Source organism: Roseibium sp. LAB1, assembly GCF_054658235.1.
In genome coordinates this window covers 1296331-1310374 of record NZ_BAAGIB010000002.1, presented here as the reverse complement: position 1 = coordinate 1310374, position 14044 = coordinate 1296331, and the positions used below count along the sequence as shown (strand labels likewise).

General features: G+C 58.9%; 17 protein-coding genes and 1 tRNA gene. 11 read left to right on the top strand and 7 right to left on the bottom strand.

What is annotated here, in order from left to right; translation table 11 throughout:
• Positions 1-12 precede the first annotated feature (12 nt).
• The gene (yihA, locus tag ACYQ54_RS15940; RefSeq protein ID WP_460083930.1) at positions 13-660 is read right to left on the bottom strand and encodes a ribosome biogenesis GTP-binding protein YihA/YsxC; all 648 of its coding nucleotides are present in this window, start codon (positions 658-660) and stop codon (positions 13-15) included.
• A 135-nt stretch (positions 661-795) separates the two neighbouring features.
• Complete coding sequence (locus tag ACYQ54_RS15935; RefSeq protein WP_460083928.1) at positions 796-1476, bottom strand: CatB-related O-acetyltransferase; 681 nt, start codon at positions 1474-1476, stop codon at positions 796-798.
• Positions 1477-1878: 402 nt separating this feature from the next.
• Here ACYQ54_RS15935 and ACYQ54_RS15930 point away from each other — a divergent pair, with 402 nt between their 5' ends.
• On the top strand, positions 1879-2874 hold the full coding sequence (locus ACYQ54_RS15930; protein WP_460083926.1) for a hypothetical protein: 996 nt from the start codon (positions 1879-1881) through the stop codon (positions 2872-2874).
• 84 nt (positions 2875-2958) lie between these two features.
• On the opposite strand, the gene yidC is transcribed toward ACYQ54_RS15930, so the two are convergent.
• Genes yidC through rpmH form a run of 3 tightly spaced genes read right to left on the bottom strand, consistent with a single transcriptional unit; the run spans position 2959 to position 5381 of the window.
• Complete coding sequence (gene yidC, locus ACYQ54_RS15925) at positions 2959-4779, bottom strand: membrane protein insertase YidC (RefSeq protein WP_460083924.1); 1821 nt, start codon at positions 4777-4779, stop codon at positions 2959-2961.
• Between the two features lie 6 nt (positions 4780-4785).
• Positions 4786-5187, bottom strand: coding sequence for a ribonuclease P protein component (gene rnpA, locus ACYQ54_RS15920; protein WP_460083922.1), 402 nt, complete (start codon positions 5185-5187; stop codon positions 4786-4788).
• A gap of 59 nt (positions 5188-5246) precedes the next feature.
• On the bottom strand, positions 5247-5381 hold the full coding sequence (rpmH, locus tag ACYQ54_RS15915) for a 50S ribosomal protein L34 (protein ID WP_460083920.1): 135 nt from the start codon (positions 5379-5381) through the stop codon (positions 5247-5249).
• A 363-nt stretch (positions 5382-5744) separates the two neighbouring features.
• Between rpmH and ACYQ54_RS15910 the strand changes: the two genes are divergently transcribed.
• The 10 genes from ACYQ54_RS15910 (at position 5745) to ACYQ54_RS15865 (ending at position 12745) form a co-directional block, all read left to right on the top strand.
• Entirely contained in the window at positions 5745-6530 is a 786-nt protein-coding gene (locus ACYQ54_RS15910; protein WP_460083918.1) for a TVP38/TMEM64 family protein, read from the top strand.
• Positions 6531-6566: 36 nt separating this feature from the next.
• Positions 6567-7997, top strand: a complete 1431-nt coding sequence (locus ACYQ54_RS15905) for a dihydrolipoyl dehydrogenase family protein (protein WP_460083916.1) — start codon at positions 6567-6569, stop codon at positions 7995-7997.
• A gap of 81 nt (positions 7998-8078) precedes the next feature.
• Positions 8079-9551, top strand: coding sequence for a sensor histidine kinase (locus ACYQ54_RS15900; protein ID WP_460083914.1), 1473 nt, complete (start codon positions 8079-8081; stop codon positions 9549-9551).
• Between the two features lie 215 nt (positions 9552-9766).
• Positions 9767-9843: transfer RNA gene (locus tag ACYQ54_RS15895), tRNA-Arg, on the top strand.
• A gap of 195 nt (positions 9844-10038) precedes the next feature.
• A complete protein-coding gene (locus ACYQ54_RS15890) occupies positions 10039-10380 on the top strand; it encodes an ArsR/SmtB family transcription factor (RefSeq protein WP_460083912.1) in 342 nt (113 codons plus the stop codon).
• A complete protein-coding gene (locus ACYQ54_RS15885; protein WP_460083910.1) occupies positions 10373-10813 on the top strand; it encodes an SRPBCC family protein in 441 nt (146 codons plus the stop codon). Before ACYQ54_RS15890 ends, ACYQ54_RS15885 begins: the two co-directional genes overlap by 8 nt.
• Positions 10810-11433 carry a glutathione S-transferase family protein gene (locus ACYQ54_RS15880; RefSeq protein WP_460083908.1) on the top strand — a complete coding sequence of 208 codons (624 nt, stop codon included), beginning with the start codon at positions 10810-10812 and terminating at the stop codon, positions 11431-11433. Before ACYQ54_RS15885 ends, ACYQ54_RS15880 begins: the two co-directional genes overlap by 4 nt.
• Positions 11396-11719: a VOC family protein gene (locus ACYQ54_RS15875; RefSeq protein WP_460083907.1), complete on the top strand. Its 324-nt coding sequence runs from the start codon at positions 11396-11398 to the stop codon at positions 11717-11719. The genes ACYQ54_RS15880 and ACYQ54_RS15875 overlap by 38 nt, the downstream gene beginning before the upstream one ends.
• Positions 11604-11846 (top strand): hypothetical protein, encoded by a 243-nt coding sequence (locus tag ACYQ54_RS15870; protein WP_460084879.1) that lies wholly within the window; start codon positions 11604-11606, stop codon positions 11844-11846. Before ACYQ54_RS15875 ends, ACYQ54_RS15870 begins: the two co-directional genes overlap by 116 nt.
• Positions 11847-12436: 590 nt before the next feature.
• Positions 12437-12745 (top strand): hypothetical protein, encoded by a 309-nt coding sequence (locus ACYQ54_RS15865; protein ID WP_460083906.1) that lies wholly within the window; start codon positions 12437-12439, stop codon positions 12743-12745.
• 327 nt (positions 12746-13072) lie between these two features.
• On the opposite strand, the gene ACYQ54_RS15860 is transcribed toward ACYQ54_RS15865, so the two are convergent.
• Together ACYQ54_RS15860 and ACYQ54_RS15855 are read right to left on the bottom strand one after the other, a co-directional pair.
• Complete coding sequence (locus tag ACYQ54_RS15860) at positions 13073-13312, bottom strand: hypothetical protein (RefSeq protein ID WP_460083904.1); 240 nt, start codon at positions 13310-13312, stop codon at positions 13073-13075.
• A 127-nt stretch (positions 13313-13439) separates the two neighbouring features.
• Positions 13440-13649, bottom strand: a complete 210-nt coding sequence (locus tag ACYQ54_RS15855; protein WP_460083902.1) for a cold-shock protein — start codon at positions 13647-13649, stop codon at positions 13440-13442.
• Positions 13650-14044: the final 395 nt, after the last annotated feature.

The window sequence follows — 14044 nt, the reverse complement described above, 5'->3', positions numbered from 1 at the left end:
AGGAGAGACAGGTCATTGGGTGGCCAGAAGAAACAGCTCCGCCCGCAGTTCGTCGACGCCGCGGTTCTTTTCCGAGGATGTGGCCAGGATCTCCGGATGAGCGGCTACCCGCTTGCGCAGGATTGCCTGCGTTTCCTCGATCAGGCGGACGAGTTGCGGCGGTTTGATCTTGTCCGCCTTGGTCAGAACGACCTGATAGACGACGGCCGCCTTGTCGAGCAGGTCCATCGCTTCTAGATCGTTCTTCTTGATGCCATGCCGGCTGTCGATCAGCAGGATCACACGGCGCAGGTTCGGCCGTCCGCGCAGATAGGAAAACACCAGCTGCGTCCAGGCTTCCACCAGTTCCTTGGGCGCCTGGGCGTAGCCGTATCCCGGCATGTCGACAATGGTCAGCGGCGTCTCGGGAGCGATGAAGAAGTTCAGCATCTGCGTCCGGCCCGGAGTCGCAGAGGTGCGCGCAAGATCCTTGCGCCCGGTCAGCGCGTTGATCAGGCTGGACTTGCCCACGTTCGACCGCCCTGCAAAGGCGATCTCCGCACCGGCCGCCTCGGGCAGATTGGCCATGTCGGTGACGCTGGTCAGAAAGTCCCACGGCCGGCAGAACATCAGCCGGCCAGCTTCGAGGTCTTCGTCGGAATATTTTTGTTCTTCGCTCATAAGCGCCTTCTACCCTGCCTGAAAGCAACCGTCACTAGTTTTGGCAGGCCGGATCATGCCTGCAAACCGACAAGGCGCACTCTTTTGAAAGGGACGCCTTGCAGGCTTCTGGTTCGTGAGACCGGCGCGTTCGGCTCAGGCCGTGTTTCGTTCCGCATCGCACGCACTGTCCGTCTCTGTCGCGACAGCCTCCAGGGCCTCGATATCCGCACCACGGATCGCATCGAGGTTCCGCGAAATCATCTCGACCGGCCAGTCCCACCAGGCGATTTCAAGCAGCCGTTCGATGGTGGATTCATCAAACCGGAGTTTCACCACGCGGGCAGGATTGCCGACGACCACCGAATAGGGCGGCACGTCGGACGCGACCACCGCATGCGCACCGATGATCGCACCCGAACAGATGGTAACACCGGGCATGACCGTTGCGTTGGTGCCGAACCAGACATCGTGGCCGACAATGGTATCGCCCTTCAGGTGATCGAAAATGGTCGCCGGATCGAAGCCCTGTTCCCAGCCATTCTGAAAGATGTTGAACGGGTAGGTCGAAAAACCTGTCATGGCGTGGTTGGCGCCGCTCATGATGAAGGTCGTTCCCTGCGCGAGTGCGCAGAACTTTCCGATCTTCAGCCGGTCGCCGAGAAAGTCGAAATGGTAGCGCACGTTGCGGTTCTCGAACTCCGCTGCGTGGCTTTCATCATTGTAATAGGTGAAGTCGCCCACTTCGATGGTGGGGCGGGTGATCACGTTTTTCAGGTAAACCGTGTGCGGTTCGCCATTGAATGGGTAGTGCGTGTCGGGGGACGGGCCGTGCATGGGGCCTCCTTGAAAGCAAGAAAACAAGGGAAGAGGAAAACGCGTGTCGGACGCGGTTGACCTGCCGGAGAGCGGCTTCGCCTTGCGGATCAGGTCTTGCTTTATTGGATCATCTGGCCGTGCACTCCTAATAAGGGGGGGATACTGATCGATGGTTAAATGAACCATGGCCTCCATGACCGGGTCAAGCCAAGCCTGCCACCCGGCCCGGTTTTGCAGTCCGGTTGTGTCTTTCAAGAAACAGAACCCGGCGCACTTCTTACTTCCTGTGAGGAAGAAGAACACCTTGGCGGCTATTGCTGGTTTTGCTGTGTGCGGCGTCACAAGTGTCAGGCCGCTCCCGCCTCTATCTTGCCGTCAGCGGGCAAGCGCCTGTCTTTAGGTTGAAGAGGGGAAATCACGATGCCGCATTTGCAATGGAATGCCTTCAAAAGGGAAATCGAAGCGCTGCAAGATATCTACCGGCAGGACAACAAATGGGTCGGATGGTGGCGTCATGCTTCCTGGAACAATGACTGTGTCATGCCCGCCTATATTCGCGCGGCTTACCGGCTCTACGACGCCACGGCCAGGAACGAGCTTGAAATCATCGTGCTGGGTGGCACAAGCATCCGTATGGCACGGGATCTGATCTTCGCCTTCGGCATTACCGGCCTGAACGGCATCCAGGACGCACCGACTGTTGTCGCGGCCCGCGAGGCACAAGCGGCCCGCGAGGCACCGCGGCCCACAGCAGACCGAAACGGCATGCCGGTTCCCCCACCCGCAAATCCGGACAATCGCGTTGTCCCGGTGAACGGCGTGGGCAGCATCCTCAGCGAAGACCGTTGGACCCCGATCCTGAACGATGCATTGATCGTCGGTTCGGCGACCGCACAGCATGATTTCGTGATTGCGCTTGACCAATACGAGCAGGGAATCTGGCGTGAATGCGAAGCTTCGCTGAAGCCGCACCTGGCTCGCATGCATGCCCGATACGCCGGGAGATTTGGCGGCAATCCGCCGGAGTCCTTTCTGAAAAACACCGAAGAGTACAGGCTTATGGTCTGGCAGCGCTTTTTCAGCTGGAACATGCAGATGTTCTGGGACACAAAAATAAACATTCCCCGTGTCCTGACGCGCGAATTGCTCGGGCTCTCGATGTTCGGCTACGAAGTCAAGTTGGGCGACAAGCAGATCGGATTCAAGCCAAACACGAATGCGCCGGATCCGACCTTCACGGCCTATGTAAATGGATTGCGCACCTTGCGCTTTCAGGACAGCACGGCGCGGTCGCGGATCATGCAGGCCATCTCCACGTTCCTTTTAGGCAACAACCATGCCATCGGCTTCACAGCAGACCAGCACAATGTCCGCACGCCACCCATCACAGGCGGCCAGCCAATACAGTTCGTGTAAATTTTAACCGGCGTGATCTGCCCGACATGGAAATGGCCCGCCGAATGGCGGGCCATCTCATTTTTGTCTTGGGCTCGGACTGCGTCAGCCCTTGTCGTCGGGAGCCGGCTTTTTCCGTTTGAACAGGGCTCCCAGATTGTCCCAGAGCTCCACCTTGGCTCCCTGACGGCGCATGATCACATATTGCTGCGTCACGGACAGGGTGTTGTTCCACGCCCAGTAGATCACCAGTCCGGCCGGGAAAGAGGCCAGCATGAAGGTGAAGATCACGGGCATCCAGGTGAAGATCATCTGCTGGGTCGGATCGGGCGGCGCCGGGTTCATCTTCATCTGGACGAACATGGTGATGCCCATGATCAGCGGCCAGACGCCCAGCATCAGCATCTGCGGCGGATCCCAGGGGATCAGGCCGAACAGGTTGAAGAGGGTGGTCGGGTCCGGTGCCGAAAGATCCTGGATCCAGCCAAAGAATGGTGCATGGCGCATTTCAATGGTGACGTAGAGCACCTTGTAGAGCGAGAAGAACACCGGAATCTGGACAACAATAGGCAGACAGCCCGCCAGCGGATTGATCTTCTCTTTCTTGTAGAGCTCCATCAGCGCCTGTTGCTGCTTCTGCCGGTCGTCGGAATATTTCTCCCGAATTTCTGTCATCTGCGGCTGCACGAGCTTCATCTTGCTCATGGAGACGTAGGACTTGTTGGCCAGCGGGAAGAAGATCAGCTTGACGATAACGGTCACAACCAGGATGGCTACGCCGAAGTTGCCGAACAGGTGGAAGAACCAGTCGATGGCAAAGAACATCGGCTTGGTGAGGAAGTAGAACCAGCCCCAGTCGATCAGCAGTTCGAAACGCTCGATGCCGAGTGCTTCCTCATATCCGTCGAGAAGCTTGGTTTCCTTGGCGCCGGCAAACAGATACGAGCTGGTTTCGCCGGTCGCGCCGCCCGCGATGGTCACACCGTTGCCGAGATAGTCGGCCTGGAAGACATCGGTCGTTGCGGAATGGCTGAAGCCCGGCTGGAACTCCTGGCCCGGTGTCGGAATGAGCGTCGCGGCCCAGTACTTGTCGGTGATGCCGAGCCAGCCCTGGTCCACCTTGGCAGGACGGATGGAGCTTTCTTCCACCAGATCGTCGTAATCGACTTCCTTGAGGCCTTCTTCGCCGAAGACGCCGAGCAGACCTTCATGCAGGATGTAGATGCCTTTGGTCTCAGGCATGCCCTTGCGGGCGATCAGGCCGTAGGGATAAAGCGTTACCGCGTCACTGCCGGTGTTTTCGACCGACTGGTTGACGGTGAACATGTAATTTTCGTCGACCGAGAATGTGCGTTTGAAGACGAGACCGGCGCCATTGTCCCAGGACAGCGTGAGCGGTGTCGAGGGGGTCAGTGTCGCCTCGCCGTCGATGGACCAGACCGTATCGGGGCCGGGCAGCGCGAGATCCGCACCCGGGTCACCGACCCAGCCGTAATCGGCGTAATAGGGCTTGGGGCTTCCGGAGGGCGAGAACAGCACGATGGTCGGGCTGCTCTTGTCGACGGTCTCGTGATAGTCCTTCAACCGGATATCATCGAGGCGGCCGCCTTTCAGATTGACGGACCCTTCCAGACTGGGCGTATCGATCGTCACGCGCTGGGAAGCAGCGATGGCGGCTTCCCGGTTGGCGAAGGCGGGTTGCTGCCCGGCCACCGGTGCGGTGGTGTCTGTTCCCTGCGAAGCGGTCGGTTGCGGCGCATCCGGGTTCGCGGTGCCGGTCGCGACCTTTTGGGCGGCATCCTGCTGGGCCTGAAGTTCAGCCTGCTGGCGTTCCAACTGAGGCGCGGCAACGAAATATTGCCAGCCGAGCAGAACAATCAGGGACAGAACGATTGCGAGAATCGTATTGCGGTTTTCAGAAATCAACTGGATTTACCCCTGTTTCCTGCGCTGTGTCGATTGGGCTTGCGGGCCCTGCCGGCGCGGTTTTCCCCGTCCGCGCGGCGTTTGCGGATCCAGCACCTGGCTCAGGCCAGACTTAAGGTCTGCAACGATTTTTTCAAAGGGAAGAGTGAGCGCGCTGTCGCGGGCGACAAGCACAAAATCCGCCTTTTGCGGGATATCTTCGGGCATGAGTTCGGCCACGGCGGCCCGAAGCCGCCGCTTTATGCGGCTGCGTATAACCGAATTGCCGGTTTTCTTTGTAACCGTATAGCCCACCCGCGACGCGTCGTCGCTGTCGCGTTTCAAGCCCTGAACGACAAAAGCGCGCCGGCCCAGCCGGCCGCCTTTGGCGACCGCCAGGAATTCGGAGCGCTTTTTCAAAGTGTCCATAGCGACGGATTGGTGTTGGCAGTCGCCGCCAACCCGGCGCACTGCGGGCTGATCGCCGATTAGGCGCTGAGGCTCTTGCGACCCTTCGCGCGGCGACGAGCAAGCACCTGACGGCCAGTCTTGGTGGCCATACGTGCGCGGAAGCCGTGGCGACGCTTGCGGACAAGACGGCTCGGTTGATACGTACGCTTCATTGTTCTTCCCCGCGCGACTAAGAACGCGGCCCTTGTTCATTTTTTAAATTCTTTGGAGGAAGCACCCGAAGCGCCGTGTAGAGCGCGGCTTTTCCAGCCTTGGGTCCGAATGCATGTCCCGGTCGAGCGCGCTTATAAGGGCCATGCCGCCTCAAGTCAACTTTGCAGGCCTAAGATTCTGCGTTTTCCTTTCCATCACGCACAGGTGAAGCGGAAAGCGGCGGGCGTCACTTATCAGTGAGGCACAGTTCTTTTTACGAGGTTTAAGGTACATCTGCCTATCAGGTCAAAAAAAGCAGGCAGGTCCTGCGCGAAAAAATCGAACTGATGGACAAGTGGATGCTGGGTGGAGAGGCCAACAGAATGACGCCGTCAAAGGACAGGGCGCAGACCGGTGCCAAGGCTCAGGAACGCTCGGGTGCCGGTAAACTGAAGAAGTGGCTTCCCGTTGTGGTTCTCGCGGCGCTGATGGTGCTTGGCTTTGCCCTTGGCCTGCACAAGCAGCTGACCTTGTCCAACCTGATCATGCAGCGGCAGGACCTTGCCGGTTATGTCGACCAGAACCTGGTGATCGCCATTCTTGTTTATATGTCAGTCTATACAGTCGCTGTCGCCCTGTCGTTTCCGGGGGCATCGCTGCTGACCATCGCGGGAGGCTTTCTCTTTGGTTGGATACTCGGCGGGTTTGCAACGGTGCTGGGGGCAACAATCGGCGCCTGCGCCGTCTTTCTGGTTGCCCGGACGTCTTTCGGTGAAGTGCTCACCCATCGGGCCGGGCCTTTTCTGGCGCGACTGGCCGAAGGGTTCCGCAAGGATGCCTTTCACTACCTCCTGTTCCTGCGGTTGACACCGGTGTTTCCCTTCTGGCTGGTCAACATTGCTCCCGCCATCTTCAGGATGCCGCTGTCGTCCTACACGCTCGCCACGTTTTTCGGCATCGTTCCGGGTACCTTTGCCTTCACCTTCATTGGTTCCGGTCTCGACAGCGTCATCGCGGCCCAGGAGGCCGCGAACCCCGGATGTGCGGCGTCCGGCACCTGCCAGATCGATGTGGCTGCCCTGGTCACACCCCAGTTGCTGGTGGCCTTTTTCGCTCTCGGGATTGCCAGCCTCATTCCGGTGATCTTGAAAAAAATCTGCAATCGTTAAATCTGCCGCCTGTTTTCTGCCGAATCGGAGCCCGCCATGGCCAACTTGCTGACCCCGGACATTTGCGTGATTGGCGCCGGATCCGCCGGATTGTCCGTTGCAGCGGCTGCGGCGGCTTTCGGTGTCGAGGTGGTCCTGATCGAAAAGGGCCTGATGGGGGGAGATTGTCTCAATTACGGCTGCGTTCCCTCCAAGGCGCTTCTGGCTGCGGCAAAGGCCGCGCACGCTCAGGAAGCTGCGAGCCGGTTCGGAGTGCAAGGCGCCCAGCCGAAAGTCGACTTTGCCGAAGCGAACGATCATGTCCGCAAGGTCATCGCCGCCATCGAACCGCATGATTCCCAGGAACGCTTCGAAGACCTTGGCGTCACTGTTCTGCGTGAGGCGGCCAATTTCACCGGTCCGGACGAAGTGCTTGCCGGCGCGATCCGGATCCGGGCCCGGCGCTACGTCATCGCAACCGGTTCCTCCGCTTTCGTCCCGCCGATACCCGGTCTTGAAGACGTCCCTTACCTGACCAACGAAACCCTTTTCCAGTTGCGTGAGCGGCCGGGGCACCTGGCGATCGTCGGTGGCGGGCCAATTGGCCTGGAAATGGCGCAAGCCCATCGGCGCCTCGGGTCGAAGGTGACCGTGTTCGAGGCCCAGAAGGCACTTGGCAAGGACGATCCGGAACTGGCGGCCATCGTGCTGGACACCTTGCGGGCTGAAGGCGTCGACATTCTGGAAGAAACGGCCGTCGAAAAGGTGAGCCGGACCGGCCCGGGGCTGACGATCAGCGCTAGAGGGCCGGATGGAGCGCCGGTGAGCGTGGAGGCCTCGCATCTTCTGGTAGCGACCGGCCGTTCACCGAATGTCGAAGGGCTCCGGCTCGACGCGGCCGGCATCACCCATGACCGGAAGGGTATTGCGGTCGACAAGAGATTGCGCACGAGCAACCGGCGTGTCTATGCCATCGGCGATGTGGCCGGCGGACTGCAGTTTACACATGTCGCCGGGTATCAGGCGGGCCTTGTGATTCGCTCCATCTTGTTCCGCCTTCCTGCCGCGATGAACGAGGACGTCGTGCCCTGGGTGACCTACACTTCGCCCGAACTCGGCCATGTCGGCCTGACCGCGGCCGAGGCCCGCAAGCGCTACGGGCACAAGGTCAAGGTGCTGGCGGTGGACTACACCGGCAACGACAGGGCACAGGCCGAAGGCCTCACGATGGGCCGGCTGAAGCTGATCGCCGGGCCGCGCGGCAGGTTGCTTGGAGCCGATATCGCCGGTGCCCAGGCCGGGGAGGTTATCAATCTGCTTTCGCTCGCCTTGTCCAAGAAGATGTCCATGAAGGATCTTGCCGGTTTCATCGCCCCATATCCGACGCTCGGTGAACTCGTGCGCCGTGCGGCATTTTCTTACTATGCGGAAGCGCCCAAAAATGCTTGGCTGCGACGAGTGATCGGTTTCCTGCGTTTGTTCGGGTAACCGTTGGCACGGACGGCTGGAGAGGTGCCGTGTGCCATCACGGGTGCGGGGCCGGGGCCTTGGGATTTGGAAAGACGTGACATGAAACATGAGGGCTCGCCGCAAGGATCGGCTGTCCCGCAAGAAACCGCCACCGCGCCGGCCTCACCTGGCGACGGCTTCGGGCATTATCGGTTCGGCGGCCTGTCCGGCAAGCTTCTGTTGATGACCGTGCTCTTCGTGATGCTGGCGGAAATCCTCATCTATGTGCCGTCGATCGCCAATTTTCGAAACACCTGGCTCATGGACCGGCTGACCACCGCCGGGGTCGCGGCCTCCGTGCTGGCGGAGACCAACACCATTGCCCCGCGGCTTCAGGAAGAATTGCTCCGCACGACCGGCGCTCTTGCGATTTCGCTCGACGAAGGTTCGCGGCGCAGTCTGATCGCCATGAGCAACGTGCCGGCAGAGATGGATTTCGTCGTCGACATGGCCGAGGTCACCCCGTGGTCCGCGATCCTGCACAGTTTCGAGATTCTGACGTATCGCGGTGAGGGCGCCATGCGGATCATCGGTGTCGGCCAGATGGGGCACACCGAGCATGTGGATGTCGTCCTGCCGGTGCGCCTGCTGCAGCAGGACATGCTGGCCTTCTCCGGCCGCATTCTGGCGTTGTCGCTGGTGATTTCAATCATCACGGCAAGTCTTGTCTACATCACGCTGCGGGCGTTGTTCATCCGTCCGCTGCGTCGCCTGACGCGCTCCATGGAACGCTTTGCCGAAAGTCCGGAGGATTCCTCGCGCATCATGTCGGTTTCCGGCCGCCGTGACGAGCTGGGCGATGCGGAAATCCGTCTGGCAGGCATGGAGGAGGCCCTGTCCAGGGCGCTCCACCAGAAGCAGAGGCTCGCCGACCTGGGTCTGGCCGTTTCCAAGATCAACCACGACCTGCGCAACCTGCTGGCCTCCGCACAACTGTTTCTCGAGCGCCTGGAGCACGTGCCGGACCCGACGGTCAAACGCCTTGCACCCAAGATCCTTGCAACCCTTGACCGCGCGGTCGGTTACACCCAGGCGGTGATGTCCTACGGCAAGGCTCAGGAGCGCGCACCACAGCGCCGGTTGCTGGCGCTGAGGCGTGTCGGTGATGACGTGGCGGACGTGCTGGGGCTCGTGGACCACGCCACGGTGCGCTTCGAAAACAACGTGCCGACGGACATCGAGATCGACGCCGATCCGGAACAGATCTTCCGCGTGCTGCTCAACCTCATCCGCAACGCCTTTCAGGCGCTGGAGGCGGAAAAGGATGAAACCCTGGTGCGCCGGATCACCCTGGAGGCCGAGCGTGAAGGCAATTGTGTTCGTGTGCGGGTCTCGGACACCGGGCCGGGTATTCCGGACAACATTCGCAAGGCGCTGTTCAGGGCCTTCCACAGCGGCTCGAAAAACGGCGGTGTCGGTCTTGGCCTGGCGATTGTCGCCGAACTTCTCAAGGCACATGGCGGATCGGTGCGTCTGGAAGACGATCGCACCGGCACGTGTTTCTGTTTCGAGGTTCCTGACCGCAGTTCGTGACCGGGAGGGGCGATCTTATTCACCGCTAAGTCTTGAGGAATTTTGCGGCTTTCGGAACTGTGTGACAGTTCCTTGAAAAAAAGTTCAAAAAGGTTCTTGCAATCCCCACCGGACCGCAGTAGGTAAGCGCCCTGTCCGGGGCACACAGCAAGCCCCGCAGCGCCAAGACAAGTCATCGGCAGGTTCAACCGAGATGACAAGATCTTCGCAAATACGCACCGGTAGCTCAGCTGGATAGAGCACCAGACTACGAATCTGGGGGTCGGGGGTTCGAATCCTCCCCGGTGCGCCACTCCCCAAATCTTGAACGTCAGATCACTTTGGCTGTTACGCCATCACGTGACCCGAAATGGAAATGCGGCTGTTCGTGCCTTGCGCGGCGAACGATCGGCAAGAGTCTGCTCTGCCCGATGCCACACCATGTTTGAACGCCCTGATCGGTGATTTCGATATTGACAGGATGTTGTCGATCTGAAAACTTTGCTATATGGCAAAGTATCATGAAACATCCATTGACCGCACGTTTTTTGCCTTGGCTGATCCGACGCGGAGACAGGTTCTCGAAAGGCTGAAATCGGAACCTGATCTGTCTATCAGCGAGCTTGCAAAACCTCTGCCGATCAAAATGCCCGGGCTGATGAAGCATCTTGCGATCTTGTCGGATGCCGGACTGATTTCACGGACGAAAACCGGGCGGGTCGTGACTGTAAGTCTTGCAGCACAGCCGCTGCGTGAAGCGGTCGAGTGGCTTCATCACTACGAAACGTTCTGGAATGTCAGCCTTGATCGTCTGGCGGCATTTGTTGAGGAGGGCAGCGAAAATGAGTAGCCGGCTCCCCGACATAATCATCGTGCGAAAGCTGAAGGCATCGCCCGAGAAGGTCTATGCAGCGATAACCCGTCCCGACCAGATATTGCAGTGGTGGGGGCCTGATGCCGGGCCTGCCATCCGGGCTGAAACTGACCTCCGGCCCGGTGGCCGCTACAGCATCGTTTTTCGCCTGATGGATGGCTCAGAACACAACCCAACCGGTATCTATCGCGAAGTCATCCCAAACGAGAAGGTCGTCTTCACTTGGCAGTGGCCCGGCCGACCCGAATGGGAGTCACAGGTGACGATCCTGCTTCAACCAATCGACATTGGCATGAAATTGACCCTGAAACATGAGCGTCTCCCCAACGAGGAAGCGATCAACAGCCACACCGCTGGTTGGACAGGCTGGGTCGGCGAGCTGCAAACCTATCTGGAGGCTGGAAAATGAGCGAGCTGATCGTCTGGACTTATGATTGGGTACCTGATGGCGTCCGCGGCTTCGTGCGCGATTTTCGACTGAGATGGGCGTGTGAAGAAGCGGGGCTTGCATACTCGGTTCAAACGGTGCCCTTCAGCGACAGGGAAGCCGGCCATTATGCACGGCAACCGTTCGGCCAGGTTCCTTTCCTGACCGATGGCGAGCTTGAGATATTCGAGAGCGGTGCCGGGCTGCTGCACCTGGCCCGCAAGAGCGAAAAGCTCATGCCGACTGATCCTGTCGGTGAGTCCCAGACGCTGCAATGGACAATCGCCGCGCTCAATTCGGTCGAGATGGTTTCGGTCCCCTGGTGGTTCCTGGAAGTCACCGGTGCGAAGGAAAACAATCTGACCGGATGGTTCGAAAGCCGCCTTGCCCACATGGAAACCGTTCTCAAGGAGCGGGAATGGCTGGCGGCTGGCCGCTTCACGGTCGCGGACCTGATGATGGCGGATGTGCTGCGTGTCGAGAAGGTTCGTGCTTTCGGAAGCCGCCCTGCAACGGAAGCCTATGTAACGCGGATCACCGAACGACCGGCGTTCAAAAAGGCCCATGCCGACCAGGTGGCGCACTTCGCGAAAGCCGATTGAGACACCACTCTTTTTGCAGGAGCTAACGCAAGACGCACCCGTGAAACAGAGATTGCCTGATGCTCGAAAAGAACACCCGGGCGGCGACGTCTGTTTCAATCAGGGCGAGACCTTCTCGTTTCTTCTCGCCACAGGCACCCAGGTAGAAATTGAAACCAGCTGGAACACTGTTGTCGGCAATTGCGGCCAGGAGAGTATGTGCGGCCGGTGCACAGACAAACGGGGTGTTTCGTGGCTGGTTTTCACCGCGAAAGCTCATCGACGCCATGACGGTTGGAGGTGCTGAAGCAAAGCTTGCCTTCGTCGCCATGATGCAAATGAAGAAGATCGGCATAGCCATGATTGAAAAGGCGCTTAAAGGGCAGATCGGGTCTGCCTCGGCCAAGGCGCAGGTGCAATCGACCAAATGCTGAGACAGATCTGCAATCCGCGGGAGCGGACGGCAGGATGGCCCTGCCAATCGGACCTGTGTTAGCCGGTTGGCCGTGAGGTTTGTCTGCCCCGGGAAAGCTGAATTGGGAAACCATTCGGATACAAGTGAATTGAATTCGAGCGGTCGATTTTGATCGATGCAAGACAAGAATTATTCGAAATAAAAATCTGAAAAATATTTTGTTATTTGATTCTTATTCTGAGTTGTGTATTCTGAATTTAAGAAAAAATCGGCAGAAACTATAAGATATATTGACGTTCTTGCCCGTTTTGTCATGAAAATACAAACTTTATAAGCGTATCGTGGCGATGTCGGTGGTGTCGGCGTCGAGGCGCACGGTCCCGCGATACTTGTCGGCCGCTGGAACCGGCTGGAACAAGTTTGATGCTGCTGCTGCCGGCTGCCGGCTGCAGGCCCAGACACAGTTTGCTTCGTCAGATCAAAAAAGGTTGCAGAAGCAACGGCTTGAACGCCGGTTTGACAACTGGTCACAGGTTCTGACGATGCCGGCGCTTCCAGTGCCGGGTCCTCGCCGGTGAATTCTCTGAAGACAAAGGAAATCCAGATATCATGGCCAAGAAGACGGTCTCAAACAGCGCTACAAGCAAACCCTCGGGCGGCTCGCCGGATCACAGCTTCAGGATCGGGCAGGCCGTGCGCCTGAAAAACGTGTTCGGCGGCAAGGGCACCTCGGGCCTGACCTATCGTGTCACGGGAAGGTTGCCGGCCAGGGATGGCGTGCCGCAATATCGCATTCAGTCCGATGGGGAAGCCTATGAGCGCATGACCAGGCAGGATCAGCTGGAAGCGGTTGGCGAAGCTGCGGCAGGCTCAAATTCGGCACTGCTTGAAAGAACGTTCGGTACGAGCCACCGATAGTCTCCTGTGGCACCTGTTCTGCCGACCCGTTGAGCATCGCTCAACGCTTGCCAGGCGGCTGCCGGCAAGTTTGACCGGATACCCGGGACATGGGTGGACCTCGTTGCGTTTGAACTGCTACCAGGCTGCAAGGCGTCTGCGCTGATCACGAAGCTGGCGATGGCCTGACGGCACGCCATGGTCTTGCGGGCTGGATTGATAAAGCGGACAGCCGTCCGGGGCTGGGGCACATTGAATGCCTGTCGTGGCCATTGCAGCCGGCGATATCCGTCGCCGGCGAGACCTGTTGGATAAATCCCTGAGGAAAAGAGGAATGAAGGCCGTCTGTCAGGCCTTGGGGCGTGCGCGCTTGCGCGTCTTTGCCGGGGCTGCCTTGCTCGTGGCAATGGCAGCTTTCTGGTCCTGGTTGGCCAGTCTTGCAGCTTTCAGGCGGGCTGTCTTGGCGTCCCGGGCCGATGCCTCGGCCTCGTTGATTTCGCGCGCAATGCGCCGGGTCGTTTCCGCCTTGCTTTCCGCAGTTTCCCTCCGTGTCCGAAGCGGGCTTTCATTGTCCTTTGTGGAAGTCATCTGCACGTCTCCAACCGATAGATGGTGGTAATTGCAAAAAAGGCCGGGAGTTACCCCGGCCTTTTCTATTCATCCTGCCGCCCGGTGCCAGTACATCCGTGGTCACCGAACAGAGTTGGATGCGGAATTAGACTTCCTGAAGGTTGTCAGCAGCGGACTTGCCGGAGCGGCGGTCCTGGACAACTTCAAAGCTCACCTTCTGGCCTTCGACCAGGCCGCGCATGCCAGCGCGCTCTACAGCGGAGATGTGCACGAACACGTCGGCAGCGCCATCTTCCGGCTGAATGAAGCCAAAGCCTTTGGTGGAGTTGAAGAATTTAACGGTTCCTACGGCCATAACGATTTCCTTTCAATCGGTCATGATAGTTTGCGCGCCTCACGGTAGGCGGGGCAGCGCGGTTAGGTCGACGTTGATGGGAAGATCGTTCAGAACGCGGAAGTCCGCGCAGTCACAAAGTTCGACAAACAATATCGATGACGAGTACCTAAGTTGAAACCGTGTTCAAAACAAGGCGTATTTCATGTTTCTCTGAAAAGAATTTTTCAAAACATCCCACTCAGCAATATTAATTCGTTTTGGCCTCGCTTTTGGATCATTTTAGCGGTGGTCAGATAATTTTTCGGGCAAGCGCCCTGTGTCGCCAATGTCAGATTCCCGGTTGATCAGGAAAGAGAAAAGCCCGCACACGTCGGGGAGGGCCTGATCCGGGCGTGTTTATTGTGTCGGCCTTC